The organism is Streptomyces sp. XH2 (assembly GCF_049725035.1).
Taxonomy (GTDB): Bacteria; Actinomycetota; Actinomycetes; order Streptomycetales; family Streptomycetaceae; genus Streptomyces; species Streptomyces roseoverticillatus.
The window spans coordinates 314,931-336,510 of sequence record NZ_JBMMMZ010000005.1 but is presented as its reverse complement, the minus strand read 5'-3'; the positions used below and the strand labels follow the sequence as shown (position 1 = coordinate 336,510).

Annotated in this window: 24 protein-coding genes and 3 pseudogenes; 8 read left to right on the top strand and 19 right to left on the bottom strand. The window is 70.0% G+C overall.

Annotated elements, in window-relative coordinates; genetic code table 11:
* Positions 1-17 precede the first annotated feature (17 nt).
* On the bottom strand, positions 18-1,277 hold the full coding sequence (locus ACOTKD_RS12730) for an RICIN domain-containing protein (RefSeq protein WP_424889009.1): 1,260 nt from the start codon (positions 1,275-1,277) through the stop codon (positions 18-20).
* Positions 1,278-2,012: 735 nt separating this feature from the next.
* Complete coding sequence (locus tag ACOTKD_RS12725; protein ID WP_424889008.1) at positions 2,013-2,381, bottom strand: winged helix-turn-helix transcriptional regulator; 369 nt, start codon at positions 2,379-2,381, stop codon at positions 2,013-2,015.
* Between the two features lie 91 nt (positions 2,382-2,472).
* On the opposite strand from ACOTKD_RS12725, the gene ACOTKD_RS12720 reads away from it, so the two are divergent.
* Positions 2,473-3,312, top strand: a complete 840-nt coding sequence (locus ACOTKD_RS12720) for an SDR family oxidoreductase (protein WP_424889007.1) — start codon at positions 2,473-2,475, stop codon at positions 3,310-3,312.
* A gap of 861 nt (positions 3,313-4,173) precedes the next feature.
* On the opposite strand, the gene ACOTKD_RS12715 is transcribed toward ACOTKD_RS12720, so the two are convergent.
* The 12 genes and pseudogenes from ACOTKD_RS12715 to ACOTKD_RS12660 form a co-directional block, all read right to left on the bottom strand.
* On the bottom strand, positions 4,174-5,565 hold the full coding sequence (locus ACOTKD_RS12715) for an amidase (RefSeq protein WP_424889006.1): 1,392 nt from the start codon (positions 5,563-5,565) through the stop codon (positions 4,174-4,176).
* The gene (locus tag ACOTKD_RS12710) at positions 5,552-5,761 is read right to left on the bottom strand and encodes a hypothetical protein (protein WP_364899071.1); all 210 of its coding nucleotides are present in this window, start codon (positions 5,759-5,761) and stop codon (positions 5,552-5,554) included. The genes ACOTKD_RS12715 and ACOTKD_RS12710 overlap by 14 nt, the downstream gene beginning before the upstream one ends.
* 122 nt (positions 5,762-5,883) lie before the next feature.
* A complete protein-coding gene (locus ACOTKD_RS12705; RefSeq protein ID WP_424889005.1) occupies positions 5,884-6,816 on the bottom strand; it encodes an MBL fold metallo-hydrolase in 933 nt (310 codons plus the stop codon).
* Positions 6,813-7,184: a hypothetical protein gene (locus ACOTKD_RS12700; protein ID WP_424889004.1), complete on the bottom strand. Its 372-nt coding sequence runs from the start codon at positions 7,182-7,184 to the stop codon at positions 6,813-6,815. The genes ACOTKD_RS12705 and ACOTKD_RS12700 overlap by 4 nt, the downstream gene beginning before the upstream one ends.
* 95 nt (positions 7,185-7,279) lie before the next feature.
* Complete coding sequence (locus ACOTKD_RS12695) at positions 7,280-7,642, bottom strand: hypothetical protein (RefSeq protein ID WP_424889003.1); 363 nt, start codon at positions 7,640-7,642, stop codon at positions 7,280-7,282.
* 119 nt (positions 7,643-7,761) lie between these two features.
* Positions 7,762-7,836 (bottom strand): annotated as a pseudogene (locus tag ACOTKD_RS12690) (hypothetical protein); the annotation flags it as partial.
* Between the two features lie 360 nt (positions 7,837-8,196).
* Positions 8,197-8,775: a TetR/AcrR family transcriptional regulator gene (locus ACOTKD_RS12685; RefSeq protein ID WP_424889002.1), complete on the bottom strand. Its 579-nt coding sequence runs from the start codon at positions 8,773-8,775 to the stop codon at positions 8,197-8,199.
* A gap of 563 nt (positions 8,776-9,338) precedes the next feature.
* The gene (locus ACOTKD_RS12680) at positions 9,339-9,668 is read right to left on the bottom strand and encodes a hypothetical protein (protein WP_424889001.1); all 330 of its coding nucleotides are present in this window, start codon (positions 9,666-9,668) and stop codon (positions 9,339-9,341) included.
* 81 nt (positions 9,669-9,749) lie between these two features.
* The gene (locus tag ACOTKD_RS12675; RefSeq protein WP_424889000.1) at positions 9,750-10,379 is read right to left on the bottom strand and encodes a histidine phosphatase family protein; all 630 of its coding nucleotides are present in this window, start codon (positions 10,377-10,379) and stop codon (positions 9,750-9,752) included.
* Between the two features lie 63 nt (positions 10,380-10,442).
* Positions 10,443-11,066, bottom strand: coding sequence for an asparagine synthase-related protein (locus tag ACOTKD_RS12670; protein WP_424889127.1), 624 nt, complete (start codon positions 11,064-11,066; stop codon positions 10,443-10,445).
* Positions 11,067-11,543: 477 nt separating this feature from the next.
* Positions 11,544-12,116, bottom strand: coding sequence for a hypothetical protein (locus tag ACOTKD_RS12665; protein WP_424888999.1), 573 nt, complete (start codon positions 12,114-12,116; stop codon positions 11,544-11,546).
* A gap of 80 nt (positions 12,117-12,196) precedes the next feature.
* Positions 12,197-12,511, bottom strand: coding sequence for a hypothetical protein (locus ACOTKD_RS12660; protein WP_424888998.1), 315 nt, complete (start codon positions 12,509-12,511; stop codon positions 12,197-12,199).
* A gap of 261 nt (positions 12,512-12,772) precedes the next feature.
* Here ACOTKD_RS12660 and ACOTKD_RS12655 point away from each other — a divergent pair, with 261 nt between their 5' ends.
* On the top strand, positions 12,773-13,021 hold the full coding sequence (locus tag ACOTKD_RS12655) for a hypothetical protein (protein WP_424889134.1): 249 nt from the start codon (positions 12,773-12,775) through the stop codon (positions 13,019-13,021).
* A gap of 44 nt (positions 13,022-13,065) precedes the next feature.
* Here ACOTKD_RS12655 and ACOTKD_RS12650 read toward each other — a convergent pair.
* Positions 13,066-13,302: pseudogene (locus ACOTKD_RS12650) on the bottom strand (coenzyme F420-0:L-glutamate ligase); the annotation flags it as partial.
* A 152-nt stretch (positions 13,303-13,454) separates the two neighbouring features.
* A pseudogene (locus ACOTKD_RS12645) lies at positions 13,455-13,640 on the bottom strand (IS5/IS1182 family transposase); the annotation flags it as partial.
* 510 nt (positions 13,641-14,150) lie between these two features.
* On the opposite strand from ACOTKD_RS12645, the gene ACOTKD_RS12640 reads away from it, so the two are divergent.
* The 5 genes from ACOTKD_RS12640 to ACOTKD_RS12620 all read left to right on the top strand — a co-directional run bounded on the left by ACOTKD_RS12640 (position 14,151) and on the right by ACOTKD_RS12620 (position 17,608).
* On the top strand, positions 14,151-14,636 hold the full coding sequence (locus tag ACOTKD_RS12640; protein ID WP_424888997.1) for a hypothetical protein: 486 nt from the start codon (positions 14,151-14,153) through the stop codon (positions 14,634-14,636).
* Between the two features lie 664 nt (positions 14,637-15,300).
* On the top strand, positions 15,301-15,591 hold the full coding sequence (locus ACOTKD_RS12635; protein ID WP_424888996.1) for a hypothetical protein: 291 nt from the start codon (positions 15,301-15,303) through the stop codon (positions 15,589-15,591).
* Positions 15,592-15,739: 148 nt separating this feature from the next.
* The gene (locus ACOTKD_RS12630) at positions 15,740-16,039 is read left to right on the top strand and encodes an AMP-binding protein (protein ID WP_424889126.1); all 300 of its coding nucleotides are present in this window, start codon (positions 15,740-15,742) and stop codon (positions 16,037-16,039) included.
* 188 nt (positions 16,040-16,227) lie between these two features.
* Positions 16,228-16,707: an NUDIX hydrolase gene (locus ACOTKD_RS12625; RefSeq protein ID WP_424889125.1), complete on the top strand. Its 480-nt coding sequence runs from the start codon at positions 16,228-16,230 to the stop codon at positions 16,705-16,707.
* Between the two features lie 172 nt (positions 16,708-16,879).
* Entirely contained in the window at positions 16,880-17,608 is a 729-nt protein-coding gene (locus ACOTKD_RS12620) for an alpha/beta hydrolase (protein ID WP_424888995.1), read from the top strand.
* A 378-nt stretch (positions 17,609-17,986) separates the two neighbouring features.
* Here ACOTKD_RS12620 and ACOTKD_RS12615 read toward each other — a convergent pair whose 3' ends face one another.
* Entirely contained in the window at positions 17,987-19,579 is a 1,593-nt protein-coding gene (locus ACOTKD_RS12615; protein ID WP_424888994.1) for a hypothetical protein, read from the bottom strand.
* Positions 19,580-19,811: 232 nt separating this feature from the next.
* On the opposite strand from ACOTKD_RS12615, the gene ACOTKD_RS12610 reads away from it, so the two are divergent.
* Positions 19,812-20,168, top strand: a complete 357-nt coding sequence (locus ACOTKD_RS12610; RefSeq protein ID WP_424888993.1) for a hypothetical protein — start codon at positions 19,812-19,814, stop codon at positions 20,166-20,168.
* A 187-nt stretch (positions 20,169-20,355) separates the two neighbouring features.
* On the opposite strand, the gene ACOTKD_RS12605 is transcribed toward ACOTKD_RS12610, so the two are convergent.
* Together ACOTKD_RS12605 and ACOTKD_RS12600 are read right to left on the bottom strand one after the other, a co-directional pair.
* A complete protein-coding gene (locus tag ACOTKD_RS12605) occupies positions 20,356-20,487 on the bottom strand; it encodes a hypothetical protein (RefSeq protein ID WP_424888992.1) in 132 nt (43 codons plus the stop codon).
* Between the two features lie 320 nt (positions 20,488-20,807).
* Positions 20,808-21,488, bottom strand: a complete 681-nt coding sequence (locus ACOTKD_RS12600; protein ID WP_424888991.1) for a DUF899 family protein — start codon at positions 21,486-21,488, stop codon at positions 20,808-20,810.
* Positions 21,489-21,580 lie beyond the last annotated feature (92 nt).

The window sequence follows — 21,580 nt, the reverse complement described above, 5'->3', positions numbered from 1 at the left end:
CTGCCCCGCTCCTTGCGTCAGAACTGCGGGTGGAGGTAGAAGGTCTCGTTGACGGCCGGGGTGCCGTTGGGGTTGGTCTGGTAGGGCCACTGGATGACCCAGGTGCCGTCGCCGGTGCCGTTGCCGCGGATGTTGGCGAAGCGGTGGGTGCCGTTGTCGCGCAGCACGGTGAGGTTCGGGAAGCGCGGCTCGGGGTGTTCGAGTGTGAAGTTCTGGGTGTCGCGCGCGTAGCCGCCCGGCAGCGGGGCGCCGTCCCGGTTGTGGCAGTCCCAGACGTTCAGCCAGTCGCCGTCGCCGCTGGCCTGACCGCGGTTGACGTCGAGGCATTTGCCGCTGCCGGCGCTCACCAGTTTGTACAGCGGCTGTCCGGAGTCACCGTTGCGGCCGACCGGGCGGAGCGTCCAGCGCTGGTTGGCGGCGCCGTTGGCGTGGTAGGTGATCACGTGGGTGCCGTTGGCGGTGTTGCCGCGGTAGACGTCGAGCAGGCGGTCGCTGTTGTCGGCGTGGACGGTGAACTGCCGCGGCCCGGCCGCGGCCTGCAGGGCGCTGAAGCCGACGGGCCAGTGGTCGCTGCCGTAGTTGGGGTTGACCGTCGCCTGCCAGTTGTCGGTGTCGACGTTGGAGACCATGTAGTCCAGTTCGCTGCCGTTCTGCTGGGTGGCCTGGCCGCCGTTGTAGATCAGGCCGTTGCCCGGCATGTACCGGTCGGACTGGAGGTCGCCCGGGGCGCGGTTGTAGTCGCCCAGCACCGCCCAGTTGCCGACGTTCTGCTGGAAAGCGGTGTCGGAGACGCGGCGTACGAGGTAGGCGGCGTCGTTGGGCCTGCCGCCGTTGGAGGCGGCGTGCACGGAGGCGAACATGATGTTGTCGCCCGTGTTCGTCACGGCCAGCGCGGAGCGGTAGACGCTCCCGATCTCCTGCACCCGGCCGGGCACCCAGGAGGTGACGATGCCCAGGTTCCGTGACTGCTGGCGCAGGATGTACAGATAGCGGTATGCGCCGCCGCCTATGGGCCACAGGTACGAGGTGACGTTGCCCGTCTGTCCGTCCTGGAGGGCCCCGGCCGGCGGTCTGCTGGGCACCTCTTGGAGGGCCACCACGTCGAAGGTGCGGGCCAGGGTGCGCACCCCGTCCCAGCGGGTGGAGCCGGCCTGCATGTTCCAGGTGGCCATCCGGTGGGTGTCCGGCGGTGCGGCGGCCGCAGGGCCGCCGCCCGCAATCAGCATGGCGAGTGCGAGCAGCCCGGCGGCGAGCAGTGCACCCGCGCGGCGTAACACGTTCCCCGTGGCTCTTGAGGCGGGCGTGGAAGCCCGGCTTCTTCGGGCGGATGTGAAAAACATGCCCGGCAGTATTCCATTCAACTGCAAGAAAAGCAGGGGTGGTTGGTAAATGACTCGCCCCCTTCCGTATCGCGTCGCTCGACTGCCGCCGTCGAGGGGGCGGCATTGAGTGTGACCTGCCTGGGGCGCGTGAAAGCGCGGGCCTGCACGCGGGGATCACGCAAGCGCGTCGGAGCCGCGTCAGCGGCTCCCGCACGCGGTGTAGAGGCGGACCGCCGCCCAGGTCGCCGCCCAGGTCGCCGCCCGGGTGGCCGCCCGGGTGCGATCGGGCTGGGGCTGAACCCGAGGGTCGTCTGCCGGGTGCCGGTCGCGCCCCCCGGTGCGCGTGCCGGCGCTTCGAGAGCCCTTTTGGGTCCTTGGTGTCAGTGCTGCTGAGGGTTGGTCGCGTCGCCCGCGACGATCTTCAATCGTTTCACGGAGTGATGGTGGCCTGGTCCACGATTAGAGGCCAGTGCCTTTTCTCTCCTGCCGATCTCATCGTGCGCCGTGCTCCTGGTGGCGCTCAACGCCGCTCAAGAATCGGTCGCGCCGAGGCGTGTAGCGGATGACCGTCTTCCCGCGGATGCCGATGCCGAAGACGAGCGCGAGGGAACACCTCAAGGAGACTGGACACCCTGGCCGCAACGCAAGGACTCTGCGGGGGGCTCAGGAGAACTCGCGGGATGTCGCACATCACGTGTTGCGTGGCGACAGTCGCCTTGTGATCCGGTCGAACAGCTCAGTCAGCGGCTCGCCGACGTCCCGGCCGAACTCGGTCAGCCCGTAGGTGACCTGGGGCGGCGTCGTCGGCTCGACCTCCCGCCAGACCAGGCCGTCCTGGACCAGCGCGCGCAGGGTCTGGGCGAGCATCTTCTCGCTGATGCCCTGGATGCTCTCGCGCAGCTCATAGAACCGGAGGTTGTTGCTCCGCAAGGAGATCAGCACCCAGACGCCCCACTTGCTGGTCACGTGGTCGACCACATCGCGCGCGGGGCAGTCGGTGTGAAACACCTCATACCCCTTCTCCGTCTCGGCCTGTGTGAGCTGCGCGCGTTCCGCCATGTGATGAGCTTACGTCGAGGTATGTCCTTACTAAAAGTTAGCCCGGCTCCTAGCGTGAAGGCCACAAAGGACATGGGACAAGGAGCTGATCATGATCGTGGTGACCGGGGCGACCGGGAACGTGGGCCGGCCGTTGACGCAGGCACTGGCCGAGGCGGGCCGGCAGGTGACGGCGGTGTCACGGCACGCGGCGGCGGTGCCGGACGGCGTCCGCCACCTGGCGGCCGACCTGGCCGAGCCGGCCGTCCTCGAGCCCGTGCTGGCCGGGGCGAAGGCGTTGTTCCTGCTGCTGCCCGGCGACCTGCACGCCGCCGGGGCCGGCCCGGCCTCCATCATCGGTGAAGCCGCGGCCTGCGGGGTCCGCCGGGTCGTCCTGCTTTCCTCGCAGGGCGTGGCGACCAGGCCTTTCGGCCCGACGCGGATCGCCCTGCGCGGGGTGGAGGACGTTCTGCGGGAGTCCGGCCTGGAGTGGGCCGTCCTGAGGCCGGGCGGTTTCGCCTCCAACGCCCTGTGGTGGGCCGAGTCCGTCCGTGCGCGGCAGGTTGTCGCCGCGCCCTTCGGTGATGTCGGGGTGCCGGTCGTCGACCCGGCGGACATCGCCGAGGTCGCGGCGGCCTGCCTGCTGGATGACCGGCACACCGGCGGCGTGTACGAACTGACCGGCCCGGAGGTCATCACGCCGCGCCGGCAGGCGGAGGCCATCGCCGCCGCGCTGGGCTCGCCCGTACGGTTTGACGACCTCACCCGCGACGAGGCCAAGGCGGCCATGAGTCAGAGCATGCCGGCCGAGCTCGCAGAGGACACCCTGGACATCCTCGGTTCCCCGAGCCCGGCCGAGCTGCGCGTCAGCCCGGACGTCCAGCAGGTCCTCGGCCGCGCCCCGCGCCCGTTCGCCGACTGGGTCGCCCGCAATATCGCCGCGTTCCGCTGAGACGGGTCAGCGCCGCTGGGCGGGCGGAGGCACCGGCGACCAGGGGCAGTCCGGCCGCGTCCGACAGGGTGTGAGTTCGCCCCGGCCCGGGCGTGGGCTGAACAGAGAACCACTCGGGTCACGTTGGCCAGGTCGGCTCGTGGAGGCGGTGCAGGACGGCCTCATGCAGTCGGCCCCGACGGCTTCGGGATTTCCCACTGCCTGTCCGGAGCGATCCGGCTCCCGCCCATACCGGCCCGCGCCGGCGGCCTGCCGTCAGTGTGTGAAGGAGCCGAGCTGGGTGTTGAGGGACTGGCCGGGCCTTCGCATGGCCAGCGTCGGGACGTTCAGGGCCTTGGCCGATGCGGGGCACCTGGACGCGACGGTGCCGGGACCATTTGGTCCCGGCACAGGGTGCTGACCAGCTCCTCGGCGAGGGAGACCTGGCTTTTGCAGGCTGTGCGAGCGAGCAGGAAACGTCCTCTCAGAGCTGGAACGGATAGAGAGAAACGCCGGCCGCTGCGACGCGGATCTCCACGCATGTGGCGACGATGCCTTCCGGAAGCGGTGCGGCGAGGCCGAACATGATCAGCGAGCCCTCTACCTCGAGGACTGCGATGTCAGCCTCGGATCACCACCGCGGTCCCGATCGCCGAGTGAACCCGTACTGCCATCTGCGGCAGCGAGCCCGCCTGCGCCTTTTCCACACGAACCAACATCGCTCGATCATCCATGATCTCGCTCAGGCAGCTCGGCACACCAGGGCCGGAGAGCGGGTGTGGCTCGTCAGTCAGTAAGAGCTACACCCTCCTCCGTTTGTAGGGGTCCCAGGAGTCGGGGGCGCCGATGTACGGGCAGGGTGTGGTCCGCTCCTGCGTGAGATCAGGCCGCCGTGGCGAGGGCCCGGGCGGGCTGTGTCTGCTCGTAGGCGTGGCCGACCCGCAGGAGCGTGGGCTCACCGAGGGGGCGGCCCAGCAGTTGCATGCCGATGGGCATGCCCGCCGCGTCGTGGCCGACCGGAACGGTCAGGGCGGGGACTCCGGTGATGTTGGCGGGGGAGCTCAGGCGGACGTAGGCGTCGGAGACGCTCTCGACCGTGCCGTCGGGCCAGGTCACCGTCTCCTGGCCGGCCCCGACTGCCGGCATCGGGACGCTCGGGGCGACGATCACGTCGACGTCCTCCAGCATCCGTGCCCACTCGGCGCGCATGAGCGTGCGGGAGCGCTGAGCGCGCACGTAGTCGCCGGCGCTCATCAACTCACTTGCCTCCAGGAGGATGCGGACGTCCTCCTCGTACAGGCCGGGGACCGTGCGCAGGCTGCCCTCGTGGTAGGCGCCGGCCTCCGGCACCATCAGGCCCCACTGGGTGGCCTGGACGTAGCGGGTCATCGGGATGTCGACCTCGACGAGCCGGGCGCCCAGGGCTTCCAGTTGCCCGATGGCGTGCCGGACGGCGGTTTCCACCTGCGGGTGGACGTGGTCGAAGTAGTAGGTGCGCGGCAGACCGATGCGCAGCCCTGTCAGGTCGGTGCCGGCACCGGGCCGGTAGTCCACGGCGGGCAGAGCGAGTGAGGCGGGGTCGCGCGGATCGTGTCCGGCCAGCGCGGTCAGGACCAGGGCCGCGTCCTCGACGGTGCGGGTGATCGGGCCGACGTGGTCCAGTGACCAGGACAGGGAGGTGACGCCGTGACGGGGGACGAGACCGTAGGTCGGCTTGAGGCCGACGACGCCGTTGAGCGCGGCGGGCACCCGGATCGACCCGCCGGTGTCGGTGCCCAGGGCGAAGGTCGCGGTGCCCGACGCCACGGCGACCGCGGAGCCGCCGCTGGAGCCGCCGGCGATCCGGCCGGTGTCCCAGGCGTTGCGGGTCTGAGGGGTGGTCAGGCCGAACGCGAATTCGTGGGTGTGGGTCTTGCCGAGCAGAATCGCGCCGGCTGCGCTCAGACGCGCGGCGACGGTGCTGTCCGCCGTGGCGCGGTGGCCGGCACGGACCCGGGAGCTGGCCGTGGTGGCCATCCCGTCGACATCGATGAGGTCCTTGAGTCCCATCGGGATGCCGTGCAGTGGTCCCCGGTAGCGGCCGTGCGCCGCTTCGTGTTCGGCTTCGCGTGCGGTCCGGCGCGCCTGCTCCGCGGCGACCGTGACGTAGGCGCCGAGGTGCGGCTCCGCCTTCTCGATCCGGTCGAGGACCGAGTCGACCAGTTCGACGGGGGACAGCCGCCGGTCCCGTATCGCGTCCGCGGCGGCGGCGAGGGACAGCTCATACGGCTGCATCGTGCTTCTCCTGTACGGGGTGGTAGGCGGCGGCGGGCGGGACGTCTGCGAAGTCCAGCTCACGCAGGACCGAGACGACGCTGTGGATGTGGTTGGCGACCGCGGCGACCGCGGCGTGACGCTCGGCGGGCAGGTCGAGTCCGGCGCGGGCGGCCCAGCGGGCGGCCTCGGGCGGTGTGAGTTCGACGGCGGACATGGATGTTCTTCCTGTCGGTGGGGGTTGGGGCGGCGGTGTGGCCGACACTCTGAAGGCGGAGGTTTCGCGTGGGGCGGCTGAGGACGCCGCGGCGGCCTGTGCCGGTGCGGCCGGTTGCACGGTCAGGCCGCGGTGGCCGGGATCTCGGCGGCGTGCTCGGCGAGCAGCCGGTATCGGCCGTTCTCCCGGCGGACGGTGCCGGCCGTGGGCTGCGGGAAGTGGGTGCCCAGGAGCAGCGCGTCGGTGTCCGCCAGGGTGTCGAGCAGCCGGGCGCGGGTGCGGATGGCCTGGGCGGGGTCGATGTCGACGCAGCTGTGCACGTGGGGGTGGGAGAGCTGCACGGGGTGGTGGATGCTGTCGCCGGTGATCAGCGCGTGGCGGTCGCTGCCGCGCAGTTCGACGGCGACCTGTCCCGGGGTGTGGCCCGGGGCAGGGATGAGCAGGACGCCCGGGGCGACCTCGTGCCCCTGCTCGGGCACGTCCACGAGGTCGTACTGTCCGGCGTCGTGTACGGGGGTGACGGAGTCGCGGAACATCTGGCGTCGGGCCTCGTCCAGGTCCGTGGCGGCCCAGTGGTCCCATTCGGTGCGGCTGGTGAGGTAGCGGGCGTTGGGGAAGGTGGGAACCCAGTCGTCACCTGAGAGGCGGGTGTTCCAGCCGACGTGGTCGGTGTGCAGGTGCGTGGTGATCACCAGGTCCACGGACTCGGGCGGGAAACCGGCCGCCGCCAGGCGCTGCAGGAAGCCGGTGTCGAGTCCGTTCCAGGCCGGGTTGGCGCGCGGCTTGGCGTTGCCGATGCCGGTGTCCACGACGATCCGCAGCCCGCCCGTCTCCACCGCGAAGCTGTGGCTCGCCAGACGGGGGACATCGGCATCGGCGAAGTCGGGGCGCAGCCACGGCGCCTCGTCCAGCACCTCTTTGGTGGCGTCCGGCAGCAGCCAGGGTCCGGTCCGGCGCGGCAGTTCGATCTCGTCGACACGGCGTACGGCGATGTCGCCGAGGCTCCATCCCGTGCGTGCGGGCGAAGTGGCCTGACGGGGCGTGGTGGTGCTCATCGGTGGGTCCTTTCGGATGGGGCGGTGCGGTGCGGGACGGCAGGATCCGGTCGGCCGGTGGCCGGCTGCCGCACGGAGGGGACGAGGCCGGTCAGGGTCAGCAGGATGACCGTCGCGGCGTAGAGGAAGACGGCGGTTTGCAGGCCGTAGAGGTTGGTCAGGAGGCCGGCGAGGACGGTGGGGATGCTCATGGCCAGGTAGCTGAGGACGTAGTGGGCGGCGAGGGTGCCGGCGCGTTCGTCCGGGGCGGCCGGGGCCGGCAGCAGGCGCAGGGCGCCCTGGGCGACGGCGCCGAAGCCGGTGCCCGCGAGGGCGGTGCCGGCGAACAGGGCGGGCAGGCTGTGCAGGTGGGGCGCGCTCAGGGTCAACAGGGCCCCTGGGATCAGGACCGCGGCGCCGACGGAGCTCGCTGTGCGGACGGACAGGGGCCGCGTGGCCAGGACGGCGAGGCCGGCTGCGGCCGTCAGGGTGAAGAAGACCAGGCCGCCGGTGGCGCGGGACGGGTGTGGGCGATGAGCCGGGCGAGTGAGGGAACGAGGGAGGAGTGGAAGCCGACCAGCGCCCAGACGGCGACGACGCCGGGGGCGAATAGTCTCATGGCCGGGCGGGAGGCGGGGGCGACGGCGATGCCGGGACGCAGGGAGCGCCACGCGCCGGAGTGAGGGTGTGCGGTCTCGGTGGTGAGCAGCACCGCGGCCGCCTGCGCGGTGAACAGCAGGAGCAGCAGGAGCAGCAGGAGCAACAGGACGTGGACGGTGCGGGTGGGAGCGGGGGCGTACTGCGCGAGGGCGGTGGAGGCCAGGACGCCGACCGCCATGCCGGCCACGGGGGTGATGCCGTTGGCGAGCGTCGCCCGTCCTGGGCGGCCGGGGCCTCGAAGCCGAGCAGGGCGGCTCCGGCGACGCTGGTGGCGACGCCGGTGGCCAGGCCTTGCAGGATCCGGGCGGCGATCAGCGCCGCGACGCCCTGGGCGGTGGCGAAGACGGCCATCGCGGTGGCCTCCGCGAGCAGCGCACCGATCAGGACGGGGCGCCGGCCGGAGTGGTCCGAGAGAGTGCCTGCCGTCAGCAGGGCGCCGAGCAGGGGCGAGTGCGTAGGCGCTGAACACGACGGTGACGGTCAGCGCCGAGAAGCGCCATTCGGCCTGGTAGAGGGCGTACAGGGGGGTCGGCGCGCTGGAGGCGGCCGGCAGGGCGACCAGGAGGGAGGCGTGGAGGGAGAAGGCACTGCGGCGGCCCGGAACGGGCAGGCGACGGGAAGGGGACGGCGGGGCCAGGACGCTGAGCACGGAGCACCTCTCATGCCTAAAGCAAACGCTTTGCGTTAGGCAGATTAGGCCTCACGCACCCCAAAACGCAAACCCTTAGCTTTTAGGGGCTTTTAGCTGCCGGAGGGAGCGGCGCCCCGGCCGAGCGCCGACGCCACGAGCCCGTCGGTGTAGGCCTCCGACAGATCCGAGGGGCGGAACAGAATGCGGTACATGAGGGGGGCGACGAGGACGTCCAGCAGGGTCTCCACGTCGGGCACGCCCTCCCCGCGTCCGGCCGCGCGCACCCCGATGGCCTTCAACTGCTCGGCGGCGTAATCGGAGCAGCGAACCGCATTGCCCTGCTCAGGGTCGCCCAGCAGGGCGTCGCGGACGTACGTGCGCCCCGCCGTCGAGGCCATCTCCTCCGCGAACTGCACCGCCCACGCCTCCAGGTCCGCCCGCAGGCTGCCGTGGTCGGCCGGCGGACCGTCGGGACGCAGCCGCTCGACGGCGACATCGGACAGCAGTTCCCGCAGATCCCCCCAGCGCCGGTAGACGGTGGACGGTGTCACCCCCGCGCGGGCGGCGATCAGCGGCACGGTCAGCGCGTCCCGCCCCACCTCCGCCTCCAGATCACGGACGGCCTGATGCACGGACTGCTGGACGCGGGCGCTGCGCCCGCCGGGGCGTGTGGTCGCTCGGGCACTCATACGTCCAGCTTAATGCGAAAAAATAGCGTCCAGCCGATTGAACCTCTGAGGCTCTGCCCGTGCAGAACGCGGCAGAGCCGGAGCCACTCTGCCGACACACCACCGCCCCGGGCCGGGCACCGGGTACGGCCGAACGCCCACCCCGTTCCCGAGCCGCGCGCAGCAGGCCTGCTAACCGCCCTGGGGACGCTGGGCAGCCACCCAGTTCCGCGGGTTGACCGGCACCCGGCCTGTCACCGCCTTCGGAGGCCTCGTCACCACACGCCCCACCTCATCAATGGCAAACAGCATGGCGTGATCCTCCAACACGCCTCTGACATCGACCCAATGAGCAAGTGGAGGGGGGTGGTCATCATTGGCGGGTGAAGACATGGATGCGCTGTTATCGGGACGAGGAGGATCTCTGGCTCTGCTTCGAGCCCGCGACGCGGGTCGCCTCGAGGCGTACGACGCCAACTTCGGGATCACAGCTGAACTGCCCGTCTCGCAATGGGAAGGCCACGAGCCCGAGGGGCTGACCTCCGACCAGTTCGAGGAGGTCTGGGACACGGCCTGCCGACAGATCACAGCCCGACGATGTGACTCCTGACGGAGCCGTCAGGAAATGCCACCCTCCTGAGTGGGTGTTCCGCGAGCGTTCGCCGAATTTCAGCTTGAGTTGGCGTCTGGTGAGCCAGGATCTCGCGGTATCCGGCGGGCAGCGGCTCGGGTGGCGGGGTGCCGTCCTCGGCGGCCGGTTCCAGGATGGTCTCCCGGGTGGTCTCCAGACGGTTCAACGTACGCTCGGCAGCGGTGAGTTGGCCGGTGAGCGCGGTGATCTGGTCACGCACTTGTTCTATCGTCTCGCGGACGAGGTGCTGCCGGGTCTCGATCTTGTCCAGGAGTTCCCTCATCGGCGCTCCCGCTGGTCGGGGATGCCGCGTGCCAGGCCGGCGGATCGCGCGGCCGGGCACGGCGGGGCGGAGGATCCGGGATCAGCCGTCGAGATGGCGGGTATCGCCGAGCCGGTCGAGCCGGCGGTTGTGGAAGAAGTCGTCCTCGCTCAGGTGGGTGATGCTGCCTGAGGGCGCCCGGAGATTGATGTAGCCGAGCGACTCGATCGGCATCCTGATCCAGGCCGCCACGACGAAGGTCAGGGCGAAACCGTGGGTCACGATGATCTGGTGTGCACAGGGGCGTTGCAGGATGTCGTCCATGGCCGCGTAGACGCGCCCGGCGAACTCCGCCTTCGTCTCGGCGCCCGCGACCCCCTCGTCGTGCCCCATCCGGTCCCCGACGGCGGGCGGCGCGACGAATCGCCTGTCCAGCCACCCCTGGGGCTTTCCCTCCGCCTCTCCGTAGGACTTCTCCCGGAGCCTGCGGTCCAGGACCGGTTCCACGCCGAAGGTCCCGGCGATCTCCTCGGCCGTGCGCCGGGTCCGCAGCAGGTCCGAGGAGATCAGCTCGACCTCGGCGTCCTCGGGGATCTCGGTCCGCAGCGCCCGGGCGATCAGGGCCGCCTCGCGCAGACCTGCGGGCGTGAGGTGCGCATCGTGCCACCCCCCGACCAGTCCCTCGACGTGGTGGCTCGCCTCCGGGTGAGTGACGACGTGGATGCTGCGCACGAGCGGTGTCCTTCTGCCGGGGAAAGGCCAGGGAGAGGTCAGGGGATAGGGACGGGGGGGAGTTCAGGGGAAGGATAGTTCCAGCATCATCAGGCCCCACAGCAGGCGGGCGTGGTCCCGGCCTGCCGCATGTTCCGTCAGGACATTCCGTGCGGCGGCTGCGCTGAGAAATCCGGAGGCGCAGAGCCGGGGCCCGGCCAGGACGCCGGTGGCGAAGTCCCAGAGCGTGGCGCCCGATGCCATAAAGGCGCCGACCGGGAAGGTGAACGGCTGTTTCTGCCGCTCCCGGACCGCTCGCGGGACCATCTCCGCTCCGGCGTCCCACAGGATCTGCTTGCGCTGAGACCCGGTGACCTTCAGCGCGTCGGGAGTGCGCCGCGCGGACCCGGTGACGGACGGCTGGCAGCAGGGCACACGACCCTCGACCGCGTGCGCCATGGAGAGGTGGTTGAGTTTGCGCAGGTTCAGGCCGGGCAGCTTGTGCAGCCGGTCGAAGGACAGTAGCTGCTCCAGGCGCGAGGGAGCCGGCCGATTCAGCGGCCCTGCGCGCCGTCGTCGCGGGCGCCGTCGAGCAAGCCGCGACGTACGGGCCGGCCGACAGCGCTCGCGCGTTCGCCGGCCGGGACCTGGTCGTCGAGCTGTTCGACTGGTGAAGAGGCAGTGTTTCGACCGTGCGGCATGGCCCAGGTGACGGCTGCCTCAGAGTCGAGGCCGAGGTATTCGGCGTGCCGGCAGATGACGGTGTTGGTGGCACCGGCGGCAGGCCTGCCGCCAGTTGTCTGCCGCACTGGAACACCGCTCAGGATCGGCACCTGGCCGTCTTCGGGAGCCTGACCACCCTGAACACGGCAGGTGTTCACGGCTCATCAGCGACGGCGGGTTCGCCCCCAACCGCCCCGCAAAGGCGACCTCGACGCCTACGCCGGCAAGCTGTCATCGGCGCCTTACACGACCGGGGTGGACGGGCCGATGATGCTCGTCGCCGAGCCCGCGGTAGGCGCCCCGTCCTGGGTCGGTTCGGACTGAACATCGTCATCCGCGGCGTGATCTCCTCCGCGCCCGGCCTGACCACCACATTGAATCCGGGCTCGTTCACAGGCGGCCAAAACTGTTTTTTGGTTGCTCTGACCTGACACGTCTGCCGCATGCACTTAAGAAATCAACCTAAACTGATCTTTCCAGCACGGCCTGCGGCGGATCGCCCCGGAGAAAGACTTGGTATGTGAGACCATCGGCGACATATATGGTTCCATTCCCTGAAAACTTTTCAGTGGAGCCGTCTTGTTTGGCGTAGGTGATCTCGACACTGTATTCGGAATCCTGAGGCATATCATCAAACTGAAGAACATTGCTCACCGCCGGATTGTCGCGATTGACGGTAAGGGTCAAATGCGCAGTGCCGACGGTAATCTCGTCAGTCTGCTGCACCACGTTCTCGTCGTCGGGCATCTCGGTGACCAGCTTCAGGGTTATCTTCTGTGCCGGCTCTGACTGATTGGGTGGAGATGGAGGGTTACCCGAACCGGAGGGTTTGTTGGCAAGCCAATAAAACCCCGCCACAGAAGCCACGAAGAAGAGGACCGCTATGGCTACCAGCACCCCCCTCTGGAACGGCCCCACCTTGCCGGAGATGGTGATCTTAAAATCACGTGCCGCAAGGTCGTTCACGGTAAGAATTCCGATAAGAAACAGCACTGCGGCGATTATGAGCCCGGCAGTAGGAGCGGCATATTCCATCAGAATCCTCCTGCCCTGATAGCAGCGGCGCCTACCACTCTCGCGGCGGCCGGAGCGAAATCCGGTGCACCACCCAGCGCTCAGCGCACACTGCCATGATTGCTCTGGTGATCGCTCTCCGCAAACGGGGTTTCGCCCTTGCTGCGAGTGCTCATTTCACAAGGAGCGGTCGGCGGGGGCACCGTCACGGCGGCCTCGTCGGCGCCCTGGTGGAGCTCGTCAGCCGCCAGGACGCCGCCCTCGCCGAGGTCCGTGATCGCGCGCGGGAAGCACGAGATCAGGTCGCCAACACGCACCGTACGAACCTGCGCGACGACCTCGACCGCGTGCTCGAGGGCCTCGGCCGGGTCCTGGCTGCACGAACACCTGCTCACCCAGCGGTTGCCGGTCGTCACCGCCTCCGGAGCCCGCGTCGCCTACAGCCACCTTCAGCGCCTGGAAGGGGCCGGCCTCGTGGAGCGGGACAACTCCCGTCCCGTGCACGCCGGGCAACCCGTGACCCTCGCCGACGCCGGCCGCGCCGCACTGTCCGGATCAGGCCGCACGAGCCTGCCCGCCACGTCTGCCCACCGGACCGGGGCCTGGCCGCCGGCACTCGCCGCTGACGCCCGCGGCCCCACCGCGCCGCCCGCCGCCACTGACCCCCGAGAGCCCTTGTGCCGCACGACGAGCACAGCTTTCTCCGCCTTGGCGGGTACGAAGCCGAGAACGCCACCGCCCGCACGTTCCGCTTCGAGTACGCCGAACTGCCGTTGCCGACGATGGCCCAATCCTGGCTGATCTCCCGCGGCTTCCCGAAGGAGGCGATGAGCCTCCCGGACGGCATGGGCACGCGCCCCGCCGACGAGGCAACCCGTGCCTTGCAGGAGCGGTTGATCGGTCCCTGCTCGGTCGCCAGGAAGTAGTCCGTCGACTCGTCGAGGATGAGCTGGACCACCTCGGCCGGCTTTCCGGTCCGGGCCGACATCTCGACGGCGTCCTTGCTGGGAGTGATGGTTCCGAGGTGGACGTGGCGCCCTTCGGAGACCGAGACCGCTTTGGAAGTGATGACCAGCACGTCGTCCGGTTCGAGGGCGATGCCTGGGTCATTGAGGACGCCGGGGATGGCGTCGGTGATCGAGGCGCCTTCCTTGATTTCGGGGAAGGGTTCGAGTGAGAAGGAGTGGAAGCCGGTGGTCGGGGTCACGGGGATTCAGCTCCTACACGGATGGTGCCAAAATATCTCGACAGCCTTGGCGAGCGTGCGTGTGGTGTGCTGAGGACGTGGACCTGGGCTGGTAGGCGGTCGGTCGTGGGAGATTCACACCGTCGTCAGCCCCGCGATGCGGGCGCCCGCAATGTCGTCCAGTAGGCGGCCACCAGTAGGACTCGGTCCTCCAGAGGTAGCGGCCAGGGACGTCCGGGGCGAGATCCGTCTGCGCCCTTTCCGCGCACCGTGGTGACCAGTTTGCGGAACATCTGTGGGCTCAGCCCGGTGAACGGGACTTTCCAGGACGTCTCCGACGCCGTGATCACACCAGCCACGGCAGAATCGTCCCACCTTGATTTGCCTGAGCGAACGGCATGTCTATGCCGGGTCCTTCTACATCGTCTGCCGCGTTGACGGCGAGACGGTGATGCTGGACTACAAGTCGTCGAAGGGCATCTACGCTGACGTTCTACGCGCGGGCGGACCGCATCATCGACATCATCGACGCCGATGGGGTCAAGTATCCGGTGCCCCGGTGCGAGGCCGGCGCGGTCCTGCACGTGACCGCTGGCCAGAGTGGGCGCTCAAGCCCGTGGAGATCTCCGACGAGGTCTCGGCCACTTCCTCGCGCTGCGTGAGAGGTTCGAGCGGGGGCGGGAGCGGGAGCGGTCGAAGGCGGTCATCAGCGAGCCGGAGATGTCCGGCGGCTCCTCCCTCGTCACCGGTACCCGGCGCAGGGTCCGGCGGCAGTTGCTAGGGCTCGTCGGCTCCGTACGAATTGGAGGTGAAATGTCCTGCCATGGAAGCGGGCGCTGGACCCGCGTAAGTTCACACAGGCGGGTGGATTGATCCCCCGAACGGCCTTATCGGCGTATTTCCCGTCCGGGCGCCAGCATCATGGGGACACCCCAGTCCGCACCCGCCCGTCGACGGGGAACCACCGTGCGTCTGCCCCCTCGCTGCTCGTTCTCGCGAGCGCCCTCGCCCTGGCCTTCTCATCCGCCACGTCCGCGCACGCGCAGGAAGAGCTCGGACTCAACTACAAGTACACCGACACCACCACCGAGGAGGCGGTGAGCGCGAGCCTGCCGGAACGGCCCTCCTTGAACGAATGCATCCTCATCCCGCAAGTCTCCGAGAACGAGTCCGGGTCCCAATACGCGGATGCGTTCGCACCTCAGAACTCCAGCACCCGAGCCAGGGCCCAGATCTTCGCGGATGACGAATGCACGGGCACGCCCAAGCTTGTCCTCAAGCCGGTCAGCGACCAGGAGCCGGATTCCGTCACCTTCCGGTCGGTGAAGTTCGTATTGCCCCCCTCCACCTCATAATCGCCGCCCGGAACACGGCGTGGAGTCCCTGCGGTGTCGGCTGCAGGGACCCTGAGCGCGCGACGGGCGAACACCGGCCGCCGCAGGGGCCCGTGCAGTGCAGCTCCGGCTCCCGCCCTTCTTCCGGCGAGGTGAACATGGTCGTCATCAGGCCGGCGAACGGCGCCGGGACGGGCGTGTGATGCGCGCCCGTCCCGCGCCATCAGGGCGGCGATGCGGAAGGGGCGAGGCGGGGCGAGTGCCACGGGGAGGTTCGGCCGGCCGCGTGGCGTGGTGCCGAGTCGAACCGTGGGCCATGACCCACTGCGCGTTCGGCGGACAGCCTCCGCAAGGGTCCGTTGAACAGTGGTCCCCACCGCGATGCGGGAGGGCGCGCGGTGGTCAGTGGAGTACGCCTCGGCGTGGCTGGAGTGGCACAGCCCGCTCCGGCCAGGACGTACTTCTGCGCCCGCTCGAACCCATCAGCTTGCCCCTCCCTCGAACCCATCGCACAGCCCGAACCGCTGCAGTCCGCTATCCGAAGCAAGGACGGTTGTCTTCCCACTCCGTGGGGCCGTGACCGACTGTCCTTCAGTCCGTTTTCCAGTCCGAAGCGACCGGACGCAGATAATCCGGTTACCCGCTTCGGCCTCTTGCCCCCACATCATCCCAGTGAGGACACTCCATGACCGGAAGCATCCGCACCCGTCTCGCCGCAGCCCTGGGCACCCTCGCCCTGGTCGCCGGAGGCGCTGTCATCGCAGCGCCCGCCGCCCACGCCGGCGGCCCGGACTGTGCCAACTACCTGGCAGGCGGCAACCCTGCCCGCAGCACCATCGGCGCGGAGATCGCCTGCGGACTCGGTGCAACGGGGCTCCCGACCGCCAGCAAGCTGCTGTGCGAGACCGTGATGAGCAAGGTCGACCAGGTCGGCCCGGGCAGGACCGACACCGCCTGCAAGGAAGCCGCCGACTGACCCGACGCAGTCGAAGCCCCGGCCCCAACGCCGGGGCTTCGCTGTCGTCTCAGGGCGGAACCAGCCCAACGCCTCCAAGAGGTATGCCGCCAAATATGTACGAGATACACAGAGCAGCGCGGTCGGTGGGGGAGCCAACCAAGGCGCGATCACTCCCTCCAGCGGTCGTGGCGGAGTTCCCGGTGCTCGGCGAGGCCCGGGGCAAGGGGGCCGGTGCCGGGGATGCTGCCGGGCTGCCCGGCAACGGGACGGCGTCCAACGGGACGGCGTCCGGCCGCGCGACGTGGCCTACGCCCTCTTCACCTCCGGTTCCACGGGCACGTCCCGGGCCGTGGAGATCGAGCACGGCTCCGTCGTCCACCTCCTGGCGGCACTGGAACGGACCGTCTACGCCGGCCAGGGGCGGGAGGCTGCTGGGCGTCTCCACCATGTTCGAGACCATGTTTGAGCCGGTCTCCGCAGCCGGCCCCAACAACGTCCTGCAGTACGGCGCCGCCGGTAGCATCTTCCTGGGTTGGGTTCCGCTGCTGCGAGTAAGAGGGAAGGGGCGGCGGTGGAGAAGAAGGCAGCCGTGTCGCGGGCGGGCCGCACAGAGCGGTGCCTGTGCCTTGAGCAGAACCACGGCGCCCGGTGAGCATGGTGGACGGCCGGATGCGCTTCGGCGCGGGTGCTTGGGGGCTGATCCGGCGGCAGGACGGGCACGTGCTCCTGGTGCACCACGCCCGCTCGGGGCTGTGGACCCTGCCCGGGGGCAAGGTGGAGGAAGGGGAGACGCTCAGAGAGGCAGCGATACGGGAGGTCCGCGAGGAAACCGGACTTCACGGCGAGGCCGGACGGCTCCTGGTAGTCCGGCACGCACGCCCGGGCACCTGGTTCGGGCCACTGCAGCGCACGCGGGACTCGCTGCACTTCGTGTTCGCTATGAACGTCCCTGCCGACCAGTTCCGCGGTATCCGACGGCAGGAGGACGAGGTTCTGGACGTCCGGTGGTGGGCACCGGATCAAGTGATAGCCGACGGCCGGCAGGAGCCCTCGATTCTCATCGCGGCCGCCCTCGGAGCACTGACAGGACGGACCGAGGGGTGCGCGTACCTGGAGGACGACGAACTGCGGTAGGCGGACGGTGTCCGGCAGGGGTGCGGCGGCGTGACCCTACCCTGCCCCGCGCGAGATCTTCTGGTGTGGGCTGGGATCACGTAGCCACCCGTTGGGCGAACTTCCACTCAGGACCTTGGCCCGCTGAGCGCGCCGGAGTGGGAGGGCTTTACGGTCGTTGAACTGTGCGTATGTGGATCCGGGCCAGGAATGGGAGTCGGCGAAGGCGCTGACCGGCAGCCTGCTGGCGAAGACCGAGCTGGTCGAGGGCTACACCGAGCACAGCCCGTACAGCCATCATCTGACGGCGGTCTGTGGGACGTATGGCGCCACCCATGCCTACGACCGGCAGCTCAGCGCGAACACCTGGCGCTACGCCAGCGCGGCCGCCGTACTCGGCCTGCTGGTTCGCCGACCGCCTGATGCACTCCCGGCTGCCGCTCACCGACGGCACCCTGCAGGCACGGGCAGGAGAGGAACCGACCCTTGTCCACTGGAGACGGCGTTCCGGCCGTTCGACGGCACGGCCCTGGCGGGCACGGTGACGGTTCCGGAGGGGCTCGCGGGCGGTCTGGCGGTGCGGGTGCACGGTGCCGGGGGCACCCGGAACGAGGGCGGTTTCTTTTCCCGGATCGCGGCTGCTCTTGCCGGGGCCGGGGTGCGCTGTCTGCGGTTCGACCTGCGGGCCCACGGCGTCAGCGGCGGCCGGCTGCGGGACATCACGATCGCCGGGGTCGCCGACGACATCCGGGCCGCCTGCGATCACGTGCGCGCCGGGAGTGGTCTGGACCGGCCCGCGTCGGTGATCGCGGCGTCCTTCTCCGGCGGTGCGGCCACGCTGCATGCCGCGCACCGGCCGGAAGGTGTCGGGCGCCTGGTGCTACCCAGGCCGGCCGCGACCAGTTCGTCGGCGGCACCATGATGCCGATCGGCACTTCGCTCGTCACCCAGAGCCGCGTGGACCCGCCCGGTCTGGGAGGCGAACCAGCGCCCTGGTCGCGGACAGGGTCGCCTTCTTCGCGGCGACACCGCGCAGGCGCGGAGTGCCCGCCGGGTGACCGAGATGGCAGGGACCTTCAGCGCCGACACCATCGCCGCCGGGTCCAGGAAGTGCACCTCGTTCAGCAGCGCCCGGTCGGCCCGAACGGGCTCCGCTCGGTGAACCCCTGCCCCTCCAGCGCCTTCACCCCCCCGCGGAGAGGTGGCCGTCCGCGGAACCGGCGTCGACCTCCAGCAACGTCAATCTGGAGCAATATCGGCGGGACCCGGACCTACTCGATACTGCTCTGCCGCGTGGCCATCAGCGGCGCCGTGCGTGTCGGCCGGTGCCCGGCCCGAACATGATCCGGAGGAGGCCCGGCTTTTCCGCAGGGGCCGGCGGCAGAGGGGGCCTCGGAGGCGGCACGGAGCGAGCGATGGCGTTCGGAAGCGGTGTCAGGCTCTGACCAGCCGGGCGGTCTGACAGTGTTGTCCAGCCGGATTCCACCGGCCGGACGTCTTGGCGATGGGACGTGATCGCCGCCTCCGGCTGGTACACGGGCGTTGTCGAAGCCGGCCACTGGGTGCTCCACGGCCCTGTGAAATCAGCTGGCCCCCGTAGTGCCGGTGCCTCGGGCTGGCCCGGCGCGTCGAGTCCGGTCGGGGGCACTGTGTGCAGGTGGTCCGGTACGCCGGTGACGAGGTGGCCCGTGTACGGGTCGAAGGGGAAGGGCACCTCGCAGTAGGGCGTGAGCCCCCAGTCGCCCAGGCTGCCGATCTGCTGCTCGTACGGAAGCGTCGCGGGAGGCGGCGGCATGCGGAGGTTCGCGGCGGCGGAGCGCACCGCGCGCTCCGCTTCCTGCAGGGCCACCTGTCCCCGGAGCTTGTCACGCTCGACGCGTGCCAAGCGGAGGCCTTCGAGAGCACGGGTCTCGGCCGCACGGGCCCGTTCGTAGTCCTGGGAGCGGACGGTGAGCATCTCCTCCAGCTCCTGGATGCGGGCCTGTGCCGCCGCGCGGTCGGCCCGCGCGCGGTCTGCGGCCTCGCGCTGTTTCCGGCGGGCGCTGTCGAGTTCGCTCTGCTGCCATCGCAGCTGGCCTTGGTCGACCTGCTGCTGATGGTGGGCGGCAGCAGCGTCCTCCCCAGCCTGCTTCAGCTGCGACCGTAGCCTCGCGCTCTCGGCCCGGTGCCTCTCGAGCTCCTGTGCGCGCCGCCGGTCACGGGCCTCCAGAACGAGGGCGTAGTCACGCCGGGCCTCCAGCTCCTGCTGCAGCAGGAACTGCTCGTGAATGTCAGGCGCGCAGGCGCGCAGCAAAACGCAGTAGGCGAGCATCAGTACCTGGTGCTCCCGCCTGGTCAGCGCCCGGCCGTCGTGGCTGAGCAGGCGGAGGAGCACCTCGATCTCGCACGGCTGCGGCACCTTGGTGCCTTCCTCCATCGCCCGCAGCTCTTTCGCGGAGAACCCGTCGCCGTGGCCGTCTGGCAGACAGGCCCGCGCGCGTCGGCTGGCGGCATCGAGGTCGCCGTCGAACCGGTCCAAGACCAAGTCGCGCATCGCGTCGGCGAAAGCGCGGGCCTCGGCGGGGATCTCCTCCCGGGCCGCGTCCGTCCACAGCGACCGGGTCCGCTCCCAGGTCTCGTCCTCCGTCTCCGTGCGCGGGCCGGGACTCATGTCGCGCAGGGCCACGACCACGGCGTGCAGGGTGTCTTCACGTGTCCGGCGGGAGCCGTTGAGGATCTCGCGAACCACGGTGTGCGAGGCCGTTGCCAGCCCGTCGTCCCGCTGGCGGGAGAGCAGCTCGATGCGTTGCGAGACTTTCCGCGCCGATGGTCCCCCCGCGGCTTGGTGCAGGGCAGCCACGGCGTTGCGCAGGCGGTGCAGGGCCGGGCCCGGACGCGGTTTCTGAGCGGGCACGGCCGACGCCCCCAGTGTCAGTTGCTGTCAGAGGCTTCAATCGTTCCAATTGCGAGCGCCTGCCGATGGATTACATGACAAACATTCATCCGTAAGAGTGCGTCAGGGCCTCCGGAGCGGGGTGTCGACTGGACACAGCCGGTTGATCGAAACCGGCGTTCCGATGACCGGGCCGCTGTACCAGCCGGCAAGCAAGGACCAGCGGCCCGGCCCCACCCAGCGAGAGGGTGTCATGTACCAGGCTAAGAAGACGCGCCTGCGCGGGCGCGAGTCCGGCCGAAACCGCCACCGCATGCGCTACATGCGCTACTGTGCCCGGCCCGCACACGTGGTCCTGCTGGCAGTCCTGGCCGCCGAAGCCGTCGTTTTCCCCGCCGAGGCCACCGCCGCGGCACCGCCGCAGACCGACGTCCGTCCCGCGGCGGGCTGGTCGTCGGCGGGCGACCTCGTGCACACAGCCCTGCCCCCGCTCCTCGCGACCCTCGCCGCCACCGGCATCGTCACCGCCATCAGGTGGGCCTGGAAGAAGGCGAGCGGCCCGAACCGCAGGCCGCAGACGACGCCGCCGAAGGAGACGGACCACGCGTGAGGCCTGGTGGGCCCGAGCTCGGGCCCACCAGGCCTCACACGCCCGGACCTTCCGGTCCGCCGAGCAGCCCAGTCCGGCTGGGCCGGGGAGGCCGAGGACGCTGAGCCCTCCGAGGGGCCCGTCACTCAGGGGCGGTGCGGGCCAGGATGCCCTTCATGTTGTCAGCGGCTGCGATCAGCACGGCTGCTCACTCCGGATCGGTGGCCGCCTCCCGTCCGGCGGAGAACTGCAGCAGGGTGACCGCACGCTGCAGCACGGTTCGGAGTTCGGTGATGTGCTCGTCACGGGTCTCAGCGGCACGAGCGGGCGTGACGTGCATGATCGGGACTCCTGCAGAAGATCGGGCGAACCACTGATGCTGCCGATCCAGCACATCCCAGGCCCCGGAAACTCTGGCGAATCGCCCAACTCGGCATACGGAAACGGATATTATGGCCCGTGGCGCACCTTGTGCACCCCCTCCGCCCGGGTCCTGCGCACGTCTTCTCTGCTGTAGCCGGATGCGGGACCCGGCCCTCACCGCGGCTCACGGCCCGCGGGCCTCGCTCGAAGGACGGGCTTCCCACCGGTCACCGCCGCCCGCGCGCCCGAAACGTGGCTGCCACCGTCGGATGACAGCAGGGCGCGAACGGGTGCGGCTCAGTAGTCGAGCCCGGCGAACCACTCGCCCCGGCCGCGGGTGGTGAGGTCGAGGACGTGCCACACCGGGCTCATCAGGTCGATGCCGCGCTGGTCGATGTCGTCGGCCATCCGGGGGTGCGCGGAGTAGAAGTGGCGCACCTTGCCTTCGCCGTCGCGGGTGAACACCGAGACCGTCGAGTCCTGGTTGCCCTCGGCGTCCTCGCTCCCGAGGTCGTACTTGAAGGTCCCGGCCCCGGCGCTCAGCAGGCGGAGGTTCGTCCATTGCCGCTTCCGCGCGTACGCGCGGAGCGTGGGCAGGTCGGCGGCGGCGACGATCGCGAAGTCGACGTTCTGCGCGATGTGGCGAGCCACGCCGTTCACCCCGTCGATCCACATCGTGCACATGGGGCACGCCGTGGTCTGCCGCTTGCCGAACATGAAGTGGTAGACGACCAGGTCACGGCCGGGCCCTGTGAACAGTTCGCTCAGCCGGATGGTCGTCACCGGTGTGTCACCGGCCCGCAGGTCGGCAGGACCCTCCTCGAAGACGTAGTCGTCGACGACCGGGCCGGGCGGCAGCCGGCGGCGCTGCTCGGCCACGCGTTCGCGGTGACGCATCAGCTCGATCTCGGCCTGCCGCAGTTCCTCCCGGGCGCGGACGTACTCGGCCGGCTCGTCGCTGAGGTTGGTCACCCGCATGGCTGCCTCCGTGTGCTCTCGCCGCCATTGTCCGCTCGGGCCGGAAGGGCCGCCACGCGGCGCAGCGCCGTGGGAGGCACCTGCCCGCCCTG

Excerpts from the sequence above, each read along its gene's own strand:
- ACOTKD_RS12725 (WP_424889008.1), bottom strand. The coding sequence starts at position 2,381 with ATGGCGGAACGCGCGCAGCTCACACAGGCCGAGACGGAGAAGGGGTAT.
- ACOTKD_RS12720 (WP_424889007.1), top strand. The coding sequence starts at position 2,473 with ATGATCGTGGTGACCGGGGCGACCGGGAACGTGGGCCGGCCGTTGACG.
- ACOTKD_RS12715 (WP_424889006.1), bottom strand. The coding sequence starts at position 5,565 with ATGCAGCCGTATGAGCTGTCCCTCGCCGCCGCCGCGGACGCGATACGG.
- ACOTKD_RS12710 (WP_364899071.1), bottom strand. The coding sequence starts at position 5,761 with ATGTCCGCCGTCGAACTCACACCGCCCGAGGCCGCCCGCTGGGCCGCC.
- ACOTKD_RS12705 (WP_424889005.1), bottom strand. The coding sequence starts at position 6,816 with ATGAGCACCACCACGCCCCGTCAGGCCACTTCGCCCGCACGCACGGGA.
- ACOTKD_RS12685 (WP_424889002.1), bottom strand. The coding sequence starts at position 8,775 with ATGAGTGCCCGAGCGACCACACGCCCCGGCGGGCGCAGCGCCCGCGTC.
- ACOTKD_RS12680 (WP_424889001.1), bottom strand. The coding sequence starts at position 9,668 with ATGAGGGAACTCCTGGACAAGATCGAGACCCGGCAGCACCTCGTCCGC.
- ACOTKD_RS12665 (WP_424888999.1), bottom strand. The coding sequence starts at position 12,116 with ATGGAATATGCCGCTCCTACTGCCGGGCTCATAATCGCCGCAGTGCTG.
- ACOTKD_RS12635 (WP_424888996.1), top strand. The coding sequence starts at position 15,301 with ATGACCGGAAGCATCCGCACCCGTCTCGCCGCAGCCCTGGGCACCCTC.
- ACOTKD_RS12625 (WP_424889125.1), top strand. The coding sequence starts at position 16,228 with ATGGTGGACGGCCGGATGCGCTTCGGCGCGGGTGCTTGGGGGCTGATC.
- ACOTKD_RS12610 (WP_424888993.1), top strand. The coding sequence starts at position 19,812 with ATGTACCAGGCTAAGAAGACGCGCCTGCGCGGGCGCGAGTCCGGCCGA.
- ACOTKD_RS12605 (WP_424888992.1), bottom strand. The coding sequence starts at position 20,487 with ATGCACGTCACGCCCGCTCGTGCCGCTGAGACCCGTGACGAGCACATC.
- ACOTKD_RS12600 (WP_424888991.1), bottom strand. The coding sequence starts at position 21,488 with ATGCGGGTGACCAACCTCAGCGACGAGCCGGCCGAGTACGTCCGCGCC.